The following is a 15,115-nucleotide window of genomic DNA, read 5'->3' as shown; positions in this document are numbered from 1 at the left end:
ATATTGTCATGATCTATAGTAGCTCCAGTATTGATAATGCAGCCCTTTCCTATTTTCGAGCAACAATTGATAACTGCACCAGCCATGACTACTATTCCTGATGACAACTCAACCTGATTTCCAATTACAGAAGTAGGATGTATTATAATTGGGATACTTGCACCTTCAGCTTCAAGCTTCCTCTGAATCTTTTCTCTGATATTATTATTTCCGACACCGACGAAAATATCACTATTCTTTAAGTATTTAACTGCTTCAGATGATTTACCTATTACTTCTATCCCCATTGTAGACTCAATATTTTCGTTATCATCTAAAAAAGCTACACTTTTCCATTTATTCATTTTCAATGCAATGTCTGCCACAACTTTCCCGTGGCCACTGGCACCGATTATAAGAAGTTTATTTTTCATGGTTAAATCTATCCTTTTTTGTACCTTTGAAAGGCTCTATTGTTGCAGCAGTTTCTGAATTTATACCTTCTCTTCTAAATACCTTCTTAACAGTTAAATAAATAATCTTCCAGTCTCCTATGAAGCTTATATTATTAACATATTCCACATCGAGTTTGAATTTATTTTCCCAACTAATTGCATTTCTACCGCTAATCTGTGCTAAACCAGATAATCCAGGCCTTACCTCATGGCGACACTTTTGATGTTCATTGTAGAGTGGCAGATACTGTACAAGTAAGGGTCTTGGTCCAATAATGGCCATATCTCCCTTTAGAATATTAAAAAGTTCAGGGAGTTCATCGAGAGAAGTAGAACGAAGAAATCTGCCGAAATTAGTAAGCCTTACGCTGTCCGCCAGTAACTTACCATTCTCATCTCTTTCATCGGTCATTGTCCTAAATTTGTACATCATAAAAATCTTCTCATAAAGGCCAGGTCTTTTCTGCTTAAAAAGTACTGGGCTTCCAAGCTTTACTCTTACTAACAAACTTACAACCAAAAGAACTGGGCTCAGCATTATAATAGCTATTAAAGATAGTGTAAAATCCATCGACCTTTTTATAATTCTTCTATAAATACCACCTTTAGAATCACTCATTACCTTACCCACAAATTTTTGATAGTCTCTACTACTCTCTTCAAATCCTCATCCGTAATCTTCGTATCACTCGGTAAACAAACACCGTTCTCGAACAACTTCTCCGATACATCTGTACCAACGAAGTCATACTTTTCAAAGTACGGTTGCATATGCATCGGCTTCCAGATGGGTCTTGATTCAATGTTCGCTTTTTCAAGAGCTTCCATAATATCTATTGGTCTAACCTTACCGTTTAAAGTCATAGAACTTAGCCAATAATTCGGTTTGTTCCATTCATTACTAGGCATGAACTCAATACCTTCAAGTTCACTAAGTTCTCTCTTATATAATTCAAATATATAATTCTTCTTCTCAACTCTCTGCTTTAATACCTTAAGTTGTCCTCTACCAATTCCTGCAACTACATTACTCATTCTATAATTAAATCCTAATTCGCTATGTTGATAGTGCCTTGCTTGGTCTCTGCTTTGAGTAGCCCAAAACCTTGCCTTAGTAACTTTTTCTTCATTATTAGAAACTAGCATTCCACCACCAGAAGTCGTAATAATTTTGTTGCCATTAAAAGAGAAAATCCCATAATCTCCGATGGTTCCCGTATGTATTCCTTTATAATATGTTCCTAGAGACTCCGCTGCATCTTCTATTAAAGCTACATTATGCTTTTTACAAAGCTCTACTATTTTATCCATATCTGCTGACAGTCCATAAAGGTGTACGACAATTACAGCCTTAACCTCAGGGTATTTTTCAAATGCTTTTTCCAAAGCTTTAGGACACATATTCCAAGTTTCATAATTACTATCAATAAAAACAGGAACAGCATTTTGATAAATAATTGGATTAACCGTAGCAGAAAAAGTTAAAGTCGGACAGAATACGATATCTCCTACTTCAACACCTGCTGCTTTAAGTGCTAAATGAATGGCAGCTGTTCCTGAAGATAATGCTGCTGCAGATTTAGAACCGACCATAGTTGCAAGTTCGTTTTCAAACTCATTCACATTTTCTCCTAGAGGAGCAATCCAGTTCGTATCAAAAGCTTCCTTTATATATTCCATTTCATACCCTTCATCGCTCATATGTGGTGATGAGAGAAATAATCTATCTGCCATTGTCTATAACTTCCTTCCTATCATTTAGAAATCATATTAAGCGTTGATTTTTTCCGAAGAGACCTTCTTAACCATTTGTTCTAAAAATACTAATAAATCATCTTTTATTTCTTCGTTCTGTAAAGCAAACTCTACCGTCGTTTTCACGAACCCTAATTTCTCTCCGACATCGTATCGTTTACCTTCAAAGTCATAAGCAAATACCTGCTGAATTTCATTTAATTTTTGGATGGAATCAGTTAACTGGATTTCGCCGCCGGAACCTTTTTCTTGCTGTTCTAGGAACAGAAATATTTCAGGCGTTAGTATATAACGTCCCATTATGCCTAAGTTAGAGGGTGCAGTCCCCTTAACAGGTTTTTCAACGAATTGATTGACTTGATATCTTCTTCCCGTTTGTTCAGAAGGATCCACAATTCCATATCGATGTGTCTCGTTTTCAGGAACCGTCTGTACACCAATCACTGAAGAAAGCGTTTGGTCATATTCATTCATTAGCTGTTTTAAACAAGGTGTTTCGGCTTGGATGATATCATCACCTAAAAGTACTGCAAATGGTTCATCCCCAATGAAATTCCTCGCACACCACACCGCATGTCCTAATCCTTTTGGTTCTTTTTGTCGTATATAGTGAATTTCAACTTTTGAAGGTGCTTGGACTTTTTCTAATAAATCGAATTTTTCTTTCTCTAGTAAATTCATTTCCAGTTCAAGGTTATTATCGAAGTGATCCTCTATTGATCGCTTCCCTTTCCCCGTTACAATGATAATGTCCTCAATCCCTGAAGCAATCGCTTCTTCGACAATATATTGAATCGTTGGTTTATCAACAATCGGGAGCATTTCTTTCGGCATCGCTTTGGTAGCTGGTAAGAAGCGCGTTCCTAAACCAGCAGCTGGAATAATTGCTTTTCTAATTTTCTTCAATTAACTTCCCTCCAGTTCACTAGTTTGCTAAGGACAATTTATTCTTTTTCCGATTAGCTAAGTTGATAACGAATTCTTTAAGCTCCATTAGCGTTAAAGTCTCATGAGATTCGAGCAAATAATGAATTTCTTCTTCCTGATCGAGTACTGCTTTGCCAATAAAGATTTTAGGAAATACCGCTTCACTATGAACCTCATTTTCTCCCAATAATTCCTCATACATTTTCTCGCCAGGTCTGATTCCCGAGAATTCAATCCCGATTTCTTCTATAGTATAGCCAGATAACTGAATCAGATTGGTTGCCAAGTCGACAATCTTAACAGGCTCGCCCATATCAAGGACAAAGATTTCGCCGCCTCTTGCAAGAGAACCAGCTTGAATCACTAAACGTGACGCTTCTGGAATGGTCATAAAGTATCTGGTCATTTCTGGATCAGTCACGGTAACGGGTCCGCCTGCTAGAATTTGTTTTTTGAATAAAGGAATAACACTGCCTCTGCTTCCTAACACATTCCCAAATCGTACAGCGACGAATTTGGTTGAGCTGTTTTTGGCTAACTGCTGGATGATCATTTCGGCTATCCGCTTAGTTGAGCCCATGACGTTTGTTGGGTTGACGGCTTTATCGGATGAAATCATTACAAAGGTACCGACTCCATATGTATCTGCTGCTTCTGCGACGTTCTTAGTACCAAATATGTTATTTTTCACGGCTTCACGCGGGTTGTACTCCATCAATGGAACATGTTTATGTGCAGCTGCATGGTAAACGAGATTCGGTCTGTGTGTATCCATTACGTCAAACAGCCTAGCTCGGTCTTGAATATCCGCAATAACGGGTACAAGTTCAATCTGTTCTGCATAGAGCTTTTTCAATTCCATATCAATCAGATAAATACTGTTTTCACCATGACCAAGTAAGATTAATTTTTTCGGGGAGAACCGGCATAATTGACGGCAAATTTCAGAACCAATTGATCCCCCCGCACCGGTAACCAAAACGGTTTTTCCTGTAACCGATTCTGAGATGCTGTCAATATCGAGTTCTACGGGATCTCTTCCTAGTAAATCCTCTACTTCAACTTCTTTGAATGAATTAACCGCGACATTCCCGAGCATAATATCTTCAATCATCGGCATAATCTGTGTTTTGGCTTTCGTTTTGACGCACTCTTCAAAGATATCTTTTAAGTCTTTTTTGCTTAAGGAAGGAATGGCAATGACAATATTATCAATATGATAGTTTTCAACCATTTCTGGAATATCGGTAGATGTACCAACTACGGGTATGCCTAAAATGTCTAATCTACTTTTTTTCGGATCGTCATCGATAAAAGCGACCGGCTTAAGCTCTGTATCATGATTGTGCAAGAGCTGACGAACGACCATCGTTCCTGCTGCACCGGCCCCAATTACCAGAGTGTTTTTCACATTCAACTGGACGTTAATATACCGGTCGCGAACAACTCTCCATGAAAAACGCGATCCGCCGATTAGGATGACATGAAGCATCCACGTTAATCCCATGGCTCGAACATAAATATCTTGAAAAACTATGGCTTGGATAATGACCACGGATAGAATGGACAGCGTCACTGCTTTTACAATCGACACCAATTCTCCGATACTCGCATATTCCCACGCTTTTTTATATAACTTATACATAGAAGCAAACATATGATGGCAAATTAATAGGGAAACTGAACTAACTAAAAGCGTGGGTAATTTAAATATGCCTAGATACGGATGCAGGACTAAATAGCTGACATAAATGGCCGATAAAACAATGACCGAGTCTAGCAAAGCTAAGATGGCTATACGTTTACGGTAGCCCAACCGAATTCCTCCTTCAAACTAATTGCTGCGAACCTGTAAACAGGCATGCTGTTCAGTTATTCTTGATTAGCACTATCACTAAAACAAAAGAGCATCCATTGACCTATTTTCCTTTAACTTAATAAAGGCTTATGCCGAACTAAATACCCACTAAGAACCCATATCCTATTAATCTTTCTTATTAAATCGTCTAGGCATTGCACATAAGATGACTAAGCTTTACCGACAATGCTTAAGAAATTTAATTTTCCATTATATTTAAAAATACCCTTAAAAACCCATTTATAACCTAACGAAGATAATTGGTTTTAATTACCAATAAATAAAGGTGCTGGATCCATAATAAAAAAATCATGGCACATCTTAGGCAAGTGGTCAGTTAAAGCTATTGTTTGTTCTTTTTGGTGCATCAAAAGAAATTGTGTGTGTGGGAGTTTTATTGATTTTCGTTTCAAGTGCCCGGTTAAGCTTGGCAGCAGTAACTTGAGTCTGCTCTCCACTTTCACAGTGAGAGCAAGCGAGCAGAGAATTTGCAGATTAGATTCTGGATGGACAATAAGTGGCGTTAATCCCTTACTTAAAAGGACATACACCAATCTTCCTTATAACGAGGTACAGAAATTGAAGGCAGTTCAATGAGTAAAATCTTGTCTCCATTTTGGGTCAGTTAGTCTTCGTTGTAATAGATCATCCAGTAGTTCCCCGCATATCCCTGGCTTTTCACCAAGAAAAATCGTCAATGGAATATTTGCTTTTAAATGATGTAACTTTTCAAAAATTAATTCTTCTTAGGTTCATATTGTCTGTTTTCATGATGCACTGATCCCAATGATCGAGGTAATCCCTTAAAAACTTCTGAGACTAACCTACTCTTTTCCGTCATCCAGAAATGTACGACAGAACACACTAAACATTGACAATAATCCTAAATACTTGATTAATATATCATATTTACTAGTAATTTGAAAGAATATACCAATTTTTTATTTATCACGAGTCAATATATCTATTATTTTGTAATTTATAGTAAATTTGGTGCTATAATGACAGTGTCCAAACAAAATCTAGTGAAAAGCAAACTTATTGAAAAGTAAGGACGCAAAGTTACAGATCTAAGGCGTAGGCTAAGATGGCTGGGCTCCCGCAAAGGGAAGAAACGAACATGCCTTTATATCATATGAAGGAACTATGGACACCCGCTTCCATTTTAGGGGTGAAGTTTTTCAGAACAGAAGATGGTCATGTATTTATGAAAGTCCGCAAACATAGTCGTAAACGAATCAGGTAAAGAAAAGAGGCGCTCAGATGAGCGCCTCTTTTGGTATAGACAGACAAAAACAGCGGATATACCTAGTAGGCATACCCGCTGTTTATATTTATTTACAATTTACATATCGGCGACTTTTTTATCTCCGCGTTTTGCGGCTGACGTAATGCTAATTCCGAATATAGTAATGATTGAGCCTGTAAGTACTCCTGCGATAAATGTGATCAATAGTATCTCCTCCTACGTTGTCTTAATTCACGAAAATGGTTCGAGAGTGGACCAGTGGAGAAATAATGAAGGTCACTATGTTGCAGGGCTAATCCAAGTGGCTATGCCCTATTCACGAATTAAGTTTATAGGTATATAATACCTTTTATGAACACGAGTTAAACGAGCCTAAAGTACTATCTTTTTTCATTTTTAGGGAAAACCATATATTTTTCTAGTGTTTTCAAGGTGTAAAGAACTAGTTTCGTGCTTCAAAAGATGATAATGCCCAAACAAGGAAAAAAGCCGTAAGCAATATGCCACGGCTTTATTCTAGATTATGCTTTTTTCTTTTCAATCTTAGCTTATGGATGATCCAGCACCCGGTAATCCCAACGATGCCGCCGATGGTATCCAAGACCACATCCATTTTCAGGGGCGTACGGTTCCCAGTTCTACTTTGATGATATTCATCCAGTACCGCGTAAAGAATAACGAAAATAACGGAGAGGAGCCAACGTACTTTGTCATGCTTTTTCATAAACAAAGTGAGTAAGCTGTAGGTTAGGAATCCCCAAACAAAGAAAATCGCCAGATGTGCTGCCTTGCGGATGAAGAATTCAACGAATGTATCGACACCTAAATTTTCGGTACTAATTTCCCGGCCGCCATACATAAAGGAAATAAAGGAGAGTTTCTCTTTAAGATCAAGATCACTAAGATAGTCATGTAAAATGGGCGTAATGTCCTGATCCTGGTACGGCTGGGAGGAAAAATAGAAGATGAGCAGGGCCCAGAACATGAATACCGCTGCAATCAGGGTCTTTTTCATGATTTTTTCTCCTGCCTTTCACGCTTTAGCTGAGAGGACTGCGCTGATGCCAGTTCCAGGCGCTTTCAATAATTTCCTTGAGCGAATAGTTGGGAACCCAGCCCAGTTCTTGCTCGATTTTTGCTGAGGAAGCAATGAGCTGAGCCGGATCCCCTGCTCGGCGCTCACTATAATCAATTGTTGCTTTTCTGCCAGTCACGGCTTCACAGGTCTGAATGATTTCGTTCACTGAATACCCTTTGCCATTCCCTAAGTTGTAGGTTGATGTGTCTTTGTCACCGTTCAATAAGGCATTGAGTGCAAGAATATGAGCGTTTGCTAGATCCGTTACATGGATATAATCACGAATACAGGTACCGTCCTTCGTATCATAATCGCTGCCGAAGACCGAAATCTTCTCGCGCTTTCCTTGTAAATGTTCCAGCACAATCGGAATTAAATGCGTTTCTGGATCGTGATTTTCACCGATTTCAGCTAATGTATGTGCACCGGCAGCGTTAAAGTAACGCAGGACAATATAATTCAATCCATATGCTTTGGAAAAATCAGCAAGGATCTGTTCGACCATTAATTTCGAGTGACCGTATGGATTGATTGGCTTCGTTATTGACTTCTCTGTTAATACATCGTCTTCTGGAATCCCGTAGGTTGCTGCGGTTGAGGAGAAGATGAACTTTTTCACCTTATATTTCAGCATCGTCTGTAGCAGGGTAAGTGTTCCCGCTACATTATTCTGGTAATACTTGCTTGGATCAACAACCGACTCGCCTACTAAACTATTCGCTGCAAAATGCATGACGGCGTCGATTTGATGTTCTTGAAAGATTTTCTCCACATCCTGTACATTTCCAAGGTCACCTTCAAATAAGACCGCTTGCTTATCGACTGCATTTCGATGTCCAGTTGAAAAGTTATCGAGAACACCCACTTCTTGTGTTTCGACCAGTTCCTTTACTAAATGGCTTCCAATATAACCGGCCCCGCCTACTACTAATATCATGGAGGATGACTCTCCTTTCATGTCTACCTTAGATTTCTTCTTTAATATAGATGGCAGGTTTTTCGCTGCTTTTCACTAGATTCGGAATATTTTGCTCTAATTTCTTGCGTACAGCTTCCTTGTTGTTCCAGCAGTGATCGACTTTTGAAATTAACTCATCCGGTGTAATCTCATTGATTTCTACTACGTTTTCTTCTAAATCGAGCATTTCCATAATGCCTCGTGTTTTATGTTCATAATTAATGGCAATGGTTGGAACAAAGGAAGACAGTGCAAAGATATTAGAATGCATCCGTGTGCCAATAAACATGTCCACTTTTGAGTAGAGATACTTCAATTCTCTCGGCGAAAAATCAACATCTAGTAACCCGCTGGTCGTGATTCCTTCATCCTGAAGAATTTCTTTGCTGATCAGTCGATCATCATTAAAGGGATTCGGGCCTAGAACCTGTGGCATCAACAAGACTTTTGCTTGATACTTCTTCTCTACATGCTTAATCACTTCTTGGATGCTTTCCACATAAGAACGTCTCCGGAAGTCCTTATCTTCCATCTCAGGGAAATTCCAATCTCTCGCCGTTAAGCCAATAATAGGTCCTTTGTGATTTTCTTTTGCTTTTGCGAGAATCGCATCCACAAGTCCGGACGGCTTCGGCTCTAAGCTAAAGGCGGCATCCGGTACGACATGAACATTTTTATTCGTGCAGCCGATTGTATTCAGCCATTCTTTTGAAATCGTTTCTCTTATATAGATTTGATCCACTTGATCGAGAATTTTCTTACTCATCTTCTGCATATAGCTGTTGTAGAATGGCCCAATCGATTGAGCGTAGATAATGACCGGTTTTTTATAGTCAAAAGCAAGCTTGATTTGCACCAAATGCTGCAGCAGTGCCGTACTAAATCGGTGAGACAGGAGAAATCCGCCGCCGCAGCTGACCACGACATCTGCCCATTCATAATCAGGATCGATTCGCTTATCACTTCCGCTTAACAGCTTTAAAAGCTTTCTCGCCGATAAGACCTTGGAGAGCTTGGAATCCTTCGGGTCGACGGAGATATTGGCGACACTCTCCTCTACTGACACATTCTCATAAAATAAACGGTCAATGTCGGGAAATCTCGTTTTTATTTTGATACTGGCATTCGGGATATGTTTATTAAACGAATCCAGCATGGCCAAAATGATACCTGCATCCCCTTTGTTTTGAGATGAATGGGCATTTATGATTAGGATATTCAATGCTATTCTCCTTTTTTAGACAAAAATTTCGTAAAGAAGCGGGTGATTTGCTTGTCTCGCAGGCCGAGCAAAACAACCAGATACACGACTGTAAATAGAACAAAATAGATGATGAGAATAATGAGCTTGAAGATAATCGACTGATTGGACTCCCAAGCGAAAAGCGGTGAATACATCAGGATTGCCTTGATGGCCATTGCTGCAATAATCAAGGAAAGACTCACCTTCACACATGCTGCCACAAAGGCTTTGTCCCAAATATTCGGTAAGTAATTCTTTAATTTATTCGTCAACATCCAGACACTTATGATAATGCCGACGGAAGATGACAGGCCTAATCCATATAAACCAAACCAGCCTACAAATAAATAGCTGAGAATCATGTTAAGCACTAAGCTGATGATAAGAATGACGGTTGGTGTTTTCGTATTGCCTAATGCATAGAAATTCCGGAGCACAAGTTCTCGAACGCCGACGAATACTAAGCCTAAGGAGTAATAGAAAAAGACACCACCTGTAGCAAGCTTCGCGTCTTCACCAAATGCCCCACGCTGGAAAAGGATTTCAACAATCTCTGAACCAAACAGCATCAGATAGGCACTGACTGGTCCGACAACAAGAAAAATTAAGAGAATATTCTCTTTCGTCAACTCGATTAACTCTTTCCGTTTCAAATTATTCGCAAGCTTTGACACCTTTGGAAACGAAATCGTAATCAGCGCCGAAATGAAAATCCCAATGACCATGCTTTTCAGTCTGTAGGCATACATTAAGGAGGAAATACTTCCTTCACTGAGTGTAGAAGCTAATAATCGATCCACTACTGCATTTAACTGACTAAACAAACTGCTCACGATTACGGGCATCGCCAACAGCATAAAGCCCTTGGTATTTTCGTCTAAGAATTTCTTAGTAAAAGTGAACGAATACGTTTCCTTCCGGAGAAAGTAATATAATAGAAGGAACTGAACAATAAAGCTGATTAGCGTAACCACTGCAATTCCGATAATCCCTAAACTTTTTCCATAAACAAGCAAGTAAAGAATGATAATGGCATTATTCGGCAGGATACTTAATGCCGGAATGAGAAACTTCTCATAGCTGTTTAACATATCTGTGAACAGCTGTATACAGATCACGATAAAGACTAACGGAAATAATACCTTAAGCAACTGAATAGAAAGAGCCTCAGATTCAGGCGGAAGGCCCGGTGCCAGCAGCTTAATAATCGGACTATTATCCATAAATAACGAAAGATAAAGAATCCCCGTTACGATAAAGAACATCGTGATAATGTTATTCGTAAACCGATAGGCTTCTTTTTTATTGCTCATATATTTGACGAATAACGGTAGAAAAACACTGCTAAGGCTTAATGAAAAGGTAATCGCCAATGTTGAGGGTGTTAATGCAATGAAATACGCATCCGATTCATAGGACGTCCCATAATAGTAAGCTAAAAATGTTTCACGGAGAAAGCCTAATAGTTTGCTTACCGTAGACAATATAAATAGGAGTATCCCTGCTTTGACTAGATTCTTGGACATGTTTCACTTACCTACTTTTGTCTGCAAATCGCGAAAAATCACAAGAAGATCATCAATCGATGAATAGATATTAAATCGCTGATTGATTTTTTCCCTATTATTCTTCGACATCGCGGTCTGTACTTCCGGATGATCCAGTATGTAGGTTATACTCTTTACCATTTCATCGATTTCTCCTGGCTGAACCAGAATCCCATTTTCCGCTTCAACGACGGTTTCAATGGAACCGACTCGAGTCGAAATGATCGGAATCCCATAGCTCATTCCTTCTAAAACAGACATCGGCATGCCTTCATTATAGGAAGGAAGCATATAGATTGCACTCTTCTGATAGATTTCCTCAATTTTTGCTTGATCGGAAATCCAACCCGGAATGACGAATAGCTCTTCTAAATCTAGTTCTTTGATCTTCTTCTTGATGATCTCGACATCGCCGTCACCTGCGATGAGAAATTTATACTTTTTATCAATTTTCCCTTTTAATCGCTTGCCAACTTCTAGTAAATCATACGACCCTTTCCGCTGAGACAACACACCCATCGTGGAGATATAAACCTTCTCCTCTTGAACTGCCTCTTCTTCTTTAGGGAATACCGCATTATCCAAGGAAATAACCTTCGCCGTACTGATACTTTCATAGAATTGCTTCCATTGCTGACCTAACGCTAGAATGACATCCACCGAATTCAAGGTATTCTTGATTTCACTTTGCTGACTTTTAGAGCTGTTATTATAAAAGTCTTTGAACTGTGAGCCATGCATATGTAAGACCATCGGAATCTTTCTTTTCTTTAACAGAGCGATAATCACTTTCTTCCGCAGGAAGCTTCCTTTATAGGACATATGAATATGTGCGGCATCATAGTCTTTGCGCAGAATGACCAGTTGAAAATAAAGAAGTAAATATCTTGTAAAGAAATACAAGATATTTACTAGATTGTTACTTCCATAATACGTTGGAAAATAGGTAAGATTGGCTTTTTCATTCAAGCCAGCTTCCATATAATTTTTCACAACTCGGGTAATCCCACCATTGACACGTAAATGAGATCCAATCATTAAAACATTCATTTTTTTCACCTTTTCCATCCATCATGTTATGTATGCAGCGCTGTTTCTAAAAGTTCAATAATATGATTTGTATTCGATTGATACGTTCTGAAGGTCATATCGACTACCTTTACAAGTGCGTCTTCAAGATCCGCAATCTCGTATACGGCATAGATTAGTTTCGTATTCTCGAATTCCTCGATAATCTCAAATTGATGGTTATCCACATGTTCGCCAAAGGCCTCTTGTCTCGGAACACCAATCACTTTTTTCCCAAGTTTCACACTATTGATGATGGACCCTGTTCCTCCATGTGTAATGACGATTTCACTGTTGTTGATATGAGTTAGAAAATCATCTTTCGACATAAATGGTTCAAAGTGGAAGTGTTTTGGTTCATACTGACAGTAACCCGTTTGAGCGACGATCTCAGAACCGTTCATCTTCCCTGTTTCGATTAACCGGTCCACTTCCTTTAGCAGCCGGTCAAACTGGAATTTCTGTGAACCTACCGTTATGAAGATCAATAGATTCCACCGCCATAGATTGCTTTAGGATAATGCTTAATCATATCTTCCCATTGAACGATAAATTGGTCTGCAATCTTATACATAAGTTTGCCCGTAACCGTAGGCGAACTGATTTTTGAAAAGGACTCGATAAAGATGACCTTTTTCCGGAATACCTTAGCAATCGTACACATCGGTACGGTTGCTAAAGCGCCTGTTGAGATCACAACATCCGGCTTTTCTTTTAAGAAAATGAATAAGGTTTGAATACTCAACAGCAGAAATTTAAAGATAAACGTTTTTTCTCTTCTGTTTACTTGAGGTACCTTAACGATATCTAACCCTTTTTTATTCATTTCATAATTTGTTTTCTCTGTTAGAACAAAGCTGTCGTACTTGTTCATCATCGGTGTCAGCATCAGCAACTGCTCGAGGTGTCCTCCCGACGAAGCGGCAAAACAGATTTTCATGCTAATCCCAGCTTTCTTTGTATGTGTTAAACGAGAACTTCCTGTCTTTTCGCTGCCCGGCCGATTGAATAGTAGGATTGAAGATTTGATTGTTGAATGTCCTTTTGGCTAAAGCAATTTCTGCCATCATAGACATTCGAATTCCTCATTTGATTCTCGAACGTTGATAATGGAAGGTCTCTGATATCTGCCCATTCCGTTAAGATGAATACCAAATCCGTATCCGCTAGTGCAAGAGTTGGTGAATCGACATATGTCACTTCAGCTGGAAGTACTTTCTTAGCGTTATCCATTGCTACAGGATCATAAGCTTTGACGTTTGCACCCATTTTCACCAATTCAGGAATGATTTCAAGCGACGCTGCTTCACGAATATCATCCGTATCTGGCTTGAACGCTAACCCAAGGATTCCGATATTCTTGCCTGCTAAGGAATCAAAATCTAGTAAAGCTTGGTTTAATAGTTTCTTTCTTTGCTTATTATTAAACTCAATGACTGCATTAAGCAGACCAAACTCATAATCTACTTCATCAGCAATTTGTTTCAAGGCTTTTGTATCTTTAGGGAAACAAGACCCGCCGTAGCCAATGCCAGCTTTAAGGAATTGACTGCCGATTCGATTATCTAATCCCATTCCAAGCGCTACTTCCTCAATATCTGCATTCACCTTTTCACATACATTTGCAATTTCGTTAATGAAGCTGATTTTGGTTGCTAGGAAGGCGTTTGAAGCATATTTAATCATTTCAGCACTGCATGTGTCTGTTTTGAAGATTGGAATACCAAATGGTTCGTTTACTTGATGCATCACTTCAGCCGCAGCTTCACTATCTGATCCGATGACAATCCGGCTGCCATGAAAGACATCATAAACGGCCGATCCTTCACGTAGAAATTCCGGATTAGAAACTACTTCAAAGGCCACATTTGGATTTTGTTTCGTTAATTTGTCTTTAATATAATGATTGGTGCCGACTGGAACCGTGCTTTTTGTTACGACGATGATTTCCTTCTTGGTATAGTAGGCAATCTGGTCAACTACTTTATCAATAAAGGTTAAGTTAGCTGTTCCGTCCTCGTTTTCTGGAGTTCCCACAGCAATATAAACGATATCAAGATTTAGGAAGGTATCTGCGTAATTCGTGGTGAAATGCAAACGATCTGCAAGGATGTTTTCCTTCATTAAGTCTTCTAGACCCGGTTCAAAAATCGGTGAAATCCCTTGCTTCATTTTGTTCACTTTTTCTTCATCAATATCGATACAGGTAACATGATGACCAATAGCAGAAAGTCCTACTCCAGTAACAAGTCCAACATATCCAGTTCCAACTACTGCAATATTCAAATCAAACAGCTCCTAATTAGTGAAAAGTATTTATTCATCAATCCGTCATTTTTAATAGGCATCTTTTGATCCGACCAGTAAAAACACGGTTCTAAATATGATGGTCAGATCAAACATAAACGATCTCTGTTCAATATACTGAAGATCTAGCTCGACCATTTGATGAAAGCTTAAGTGATTACGGCCGCTTACCTGCCATAATCCTGTGCATCCTGGGGTGACTAATAACCGCTGTCTATCATAATTCGTATAGACTTCAACTTCCCGGGGAAGCGGCGGACGCGGGCCCACCAGACTCATATCCCCTATAAGAATGTTGAAGAATTGAGGGAATTCATCAATACTCGTTTTGCGGATGAATTTCCCAATCTTCGTGATACGGGGGTCATCTTTCATCTTAAACATGGCCCCGTCAATTTCATTTTGTGCTAATAATTCAGCCAGACGCTCCTCCGCATCCGAAACCATCGAGCGGAATTTATACATATCGAATTCTTCGCCATTTTTACCAATTCTTTTTTGTGAAAAGAAAACACTGCCCTTTGGATCTTCTAGTTTAATTAAGATAGCAATAATTAATAGCGGAATAGATAAGACCAGCAGTCCACAGGATGCGCCTATGATATCGAACAACCTCTTCGAATAGCTGTATGCTTTTCTTTCTTTTACGACGATGGTGGACATTTTCGTCTCTGAAAGCAAGGCTTCCTGA

At 39.1% G+C, this 15,115-nt stretch carries 14 protein-coding genes and 1 riboswitch; all 14 genes read right to left on the bottom strand.

All coding sequences use genetic code 11. The annotated features are described in order from the left end of the window. On the bottom strand, positions 1-413 hold a 413-nt coding region (locus tag WYK_RS00400; protein WP_040372341.1), incomplete at its 3' end, for a PglD-related sugar-binding protein. After that, entirely contained in the window at positions 403-1,053 is a 651-nt protein-coding gene (locus tag WYK_RS00395) for a sugar transferase (protein ID WP_040372340.1), read from the bottom strand. The genes WYK_RS00395 and WYK_RS00400, both read right to left, overlap by 11 nt. Then, positions 1,053-2,168 (bottom strand): DegT/DnrJ/EryC1/StrS family aminotransferase, encoded by a 1,116-nt coding sequence (locus WYK_RS00390; protein ID WP_040372339.1) that lies wholly within the window; start codon positions 2,166-2,168, stop codon positions 1,053-1,055. The genes WYK_RS00395 and WYK_RS00390 overlap by 1 nt, the downstream gene beginning before the upstream one ends. A gap of 36 nt (positions 2,169-2,204) precedes the next feature. After that, a complete protein-coding gene (gene galU / locus WYK_RS00385) occupies positions 2,205-3,095 on the bottom strand; it encodes a UTP--glucose-1-phosphate uridylyltransferase GalU (RefSeq protein ID WP_040372338.1) in 891 nt (296 codons plus the stop codon). A 19-nt stretch (positions 3,096-3,114) separates the two neighbouring features. Next, complete coding sequence (locus WYK_RS00380) at positions 3,115-4,932, bottom strand: polysaccharide biosynthesis protein (protein ID WP_040372337.1); 1,818 nt, start codon at positions 4,930-4,932, stop codon at positions 3,115-3,117. Positions 4,933-5,995: 1,063 nt separating this feature from the next. After that, positions 5,996-6,078: riboswitch (cyclic di-GMP riboswitch) on the top strand. A 656-nt stretch (positions 6,079-6,734) separates the two neighbouring features. Then, positions 6,735-7,238 carry a VanZ family protein gene (locus tag WYK_RS00370; protein WP_040372335.1) on the bottom strand — a complete coding sequence of 168 codons (504 nt, stop codon included), beginning with the start codon at positions 7,236-7,238 and terminating at the stop codon, positions 6,735-6,737. A 25-nt stretch (positions 7,239-7,263) separates the two neighbouring features. After that, positions 7,264-8,238 carry a UDP-glucose 4-epimerase GalE gene (gene galE, locus WYK_RS00365; protein WP_040372334.1) on the bottom strand — a complete coding sequence of 325 codons (975 nt, stop codon included), beginning with the start codon at positions 8,236-8,238 and terminating at the stop codon, positions 7,264-7,266. Between the two features lie 28 nt (positions 8,239-8,266). After that, positions 8,267-9,481, bottom strand: coding sequence for a polysaccharide pyruvyl transferase family protein (locus WYK_RS00360; protein WP_040372333.1), 1,215 nt, complete (start codon positions 9,479-9,481; stop codon positions 8,267-8,269). A 2-nt stretch (positions 9,482-9,483) separates the two neighbouring features. Next, the gene (gene murJ / locus WYK_RS00355; RefSeq protein WP_040372332.1) at positions 9,484-11,028 is read right to left on the bottom strand and encodes a murein biosynthesis integral membrane protein MurJ; all 1,545 of its coding nucleotides are present in this window, start codon (positions 11,026-11,028) and stop codon (positions 9,484-9,486) included. Between the two features lie 3 nt (positions 11,029-11,031). Then, positions 11,032-12,099, bottom strand: coding sequence for a glycosyltransferase family 4 protein (locus tag WYK_RS00350; RefSeq protein ID WP_040372345.1), 1,068 nt, complete (start codon positions 12,097-12,099; stop codon positions 11,032-11,034). 26 nt (positions 12,100-12,125) lie between these two features. Continuing rightward, entirely contained in the window at positions 12,126-12,605 is a 480-nt protein-coding gene (gene pssE / locus WYK_RS00345) for a PssE/Cps14G family polysaccharide biosynthesis glycosyltransferase (RefSeq protein ID WP_040372331.1), read from the bottom strand. Then, positions 12,602-13,057 carry a PssD/Cps14F family polysaccharide biosynthesis glycosyltransferase gene (pssD, locus tag WYK_RS00340; protein ID WP_040372330.1) on the bottom strand — a complete coding sequence of 152 codons (456 nt, stop codon included), beginning with the start codon at positions 13,055-13,057 and terminating at the stop codon, positions 12,602-12,604. The genes pssE and pssD overlap by 4 nt, the downstream gene beginning before the upstream one ends. 26 nt (positions 13,058-13,083) lie before the next feature. After that, entirely contained in the window at positions 13,084-14,403 is a 1,320-nt protein-coding gene (locus WYK_RS00335; protein WP_040372328.1) for a UDP-glucose dehydrogenase family protein, read from the bottom strand. A gap of 51 nt (positions 14,404-14,454) precedes the next feature. Further along, entirely contained in the window at positions 14,455-15,087 is a 633-nt protein-coding gene (locus tag WYK_RS00330; protein WP_051387228.1) for a sugar transferase, read from the bottom strand. Positions 15,088-15,115 lie beyond the last annotated feature (28 nt).

It is taken from the genome of Peribacillus psychrosaccharolyticus ATCC 23296 (assembly GCF_000305495.1).
Lineage (GTDB): Bacteria > Bacillota > Bacilli > Bacillales > DSM-1321 > Peribacillus > Peribacillus psychrosaccharolyticus.
The sequence above is the reverse complement of the archived record's forward strand: the minus strand, read 5'-3'. Positions and strand labels throughout refer to the sequence as shown.

What these genes read in the sequence shown, in the direction of transcription:
- WYK_RS00395 (WP_040372340.1), bottom strand. Translation starts at nt 1,053, where the DNA reads ATGAGTGATTCTAAAGGTGGTATTTATAGAAGAATTATAAAAAGGTCG.
- WYK_RS00390 (WP_040372339.1), bottom strand. Translation starts at nt 2,168, where the DNA reads ATGGCAGATAGATTATTTCTCTCATCACCACATATGAGCGATGAAGGG.
- WYK_RS00370 (WP_040372335.1), bottom strand. Translation starts at nt 7,238, where the DNA reads ATGAAAAAGACCCTGATTGCAGCGGTATTCATGTTCTGGGCCCTGCTC.
- galE (WP_040372334.1), bottom strand. Translation starts at nt 8,238, where the DNA reads ATGATATTAGTAGTAGGCGGGGCCGGTTATATTGGAAGCCATTTAGTA.
- murJ (WP_040372332.1), bottom strand. Translation starts at nt 11,028, where the DNA reads ATGTCCAAGAATCTAGTCAAAGCAGGGATACTCCTATTTATATTGTCT.
- WYK_RS00350 (WP_040372345.1), bottom strand. Translation starts at nt 12,099, where the DNA reads ATGAATGTTTTAATGATTGGATCTCATTTACGTGTCAATGGTGGGATT.
- pssD (WP_040372330.1), bottom strand. Translation starts at nt 13,057, where the DNA reads ATGAAAATCTGTTTTGCCGCTTCGTCGGGAGGACACCTCGAGCAGTTG.
- WYK_RS00330 (WP_051387228.1), bottom strand. Translation starts at nt 15,087, where the DNA reads ATGTCCACCATCGTCGTAAAAGAAAGAAAAGCATACAGCTATTCGAAG.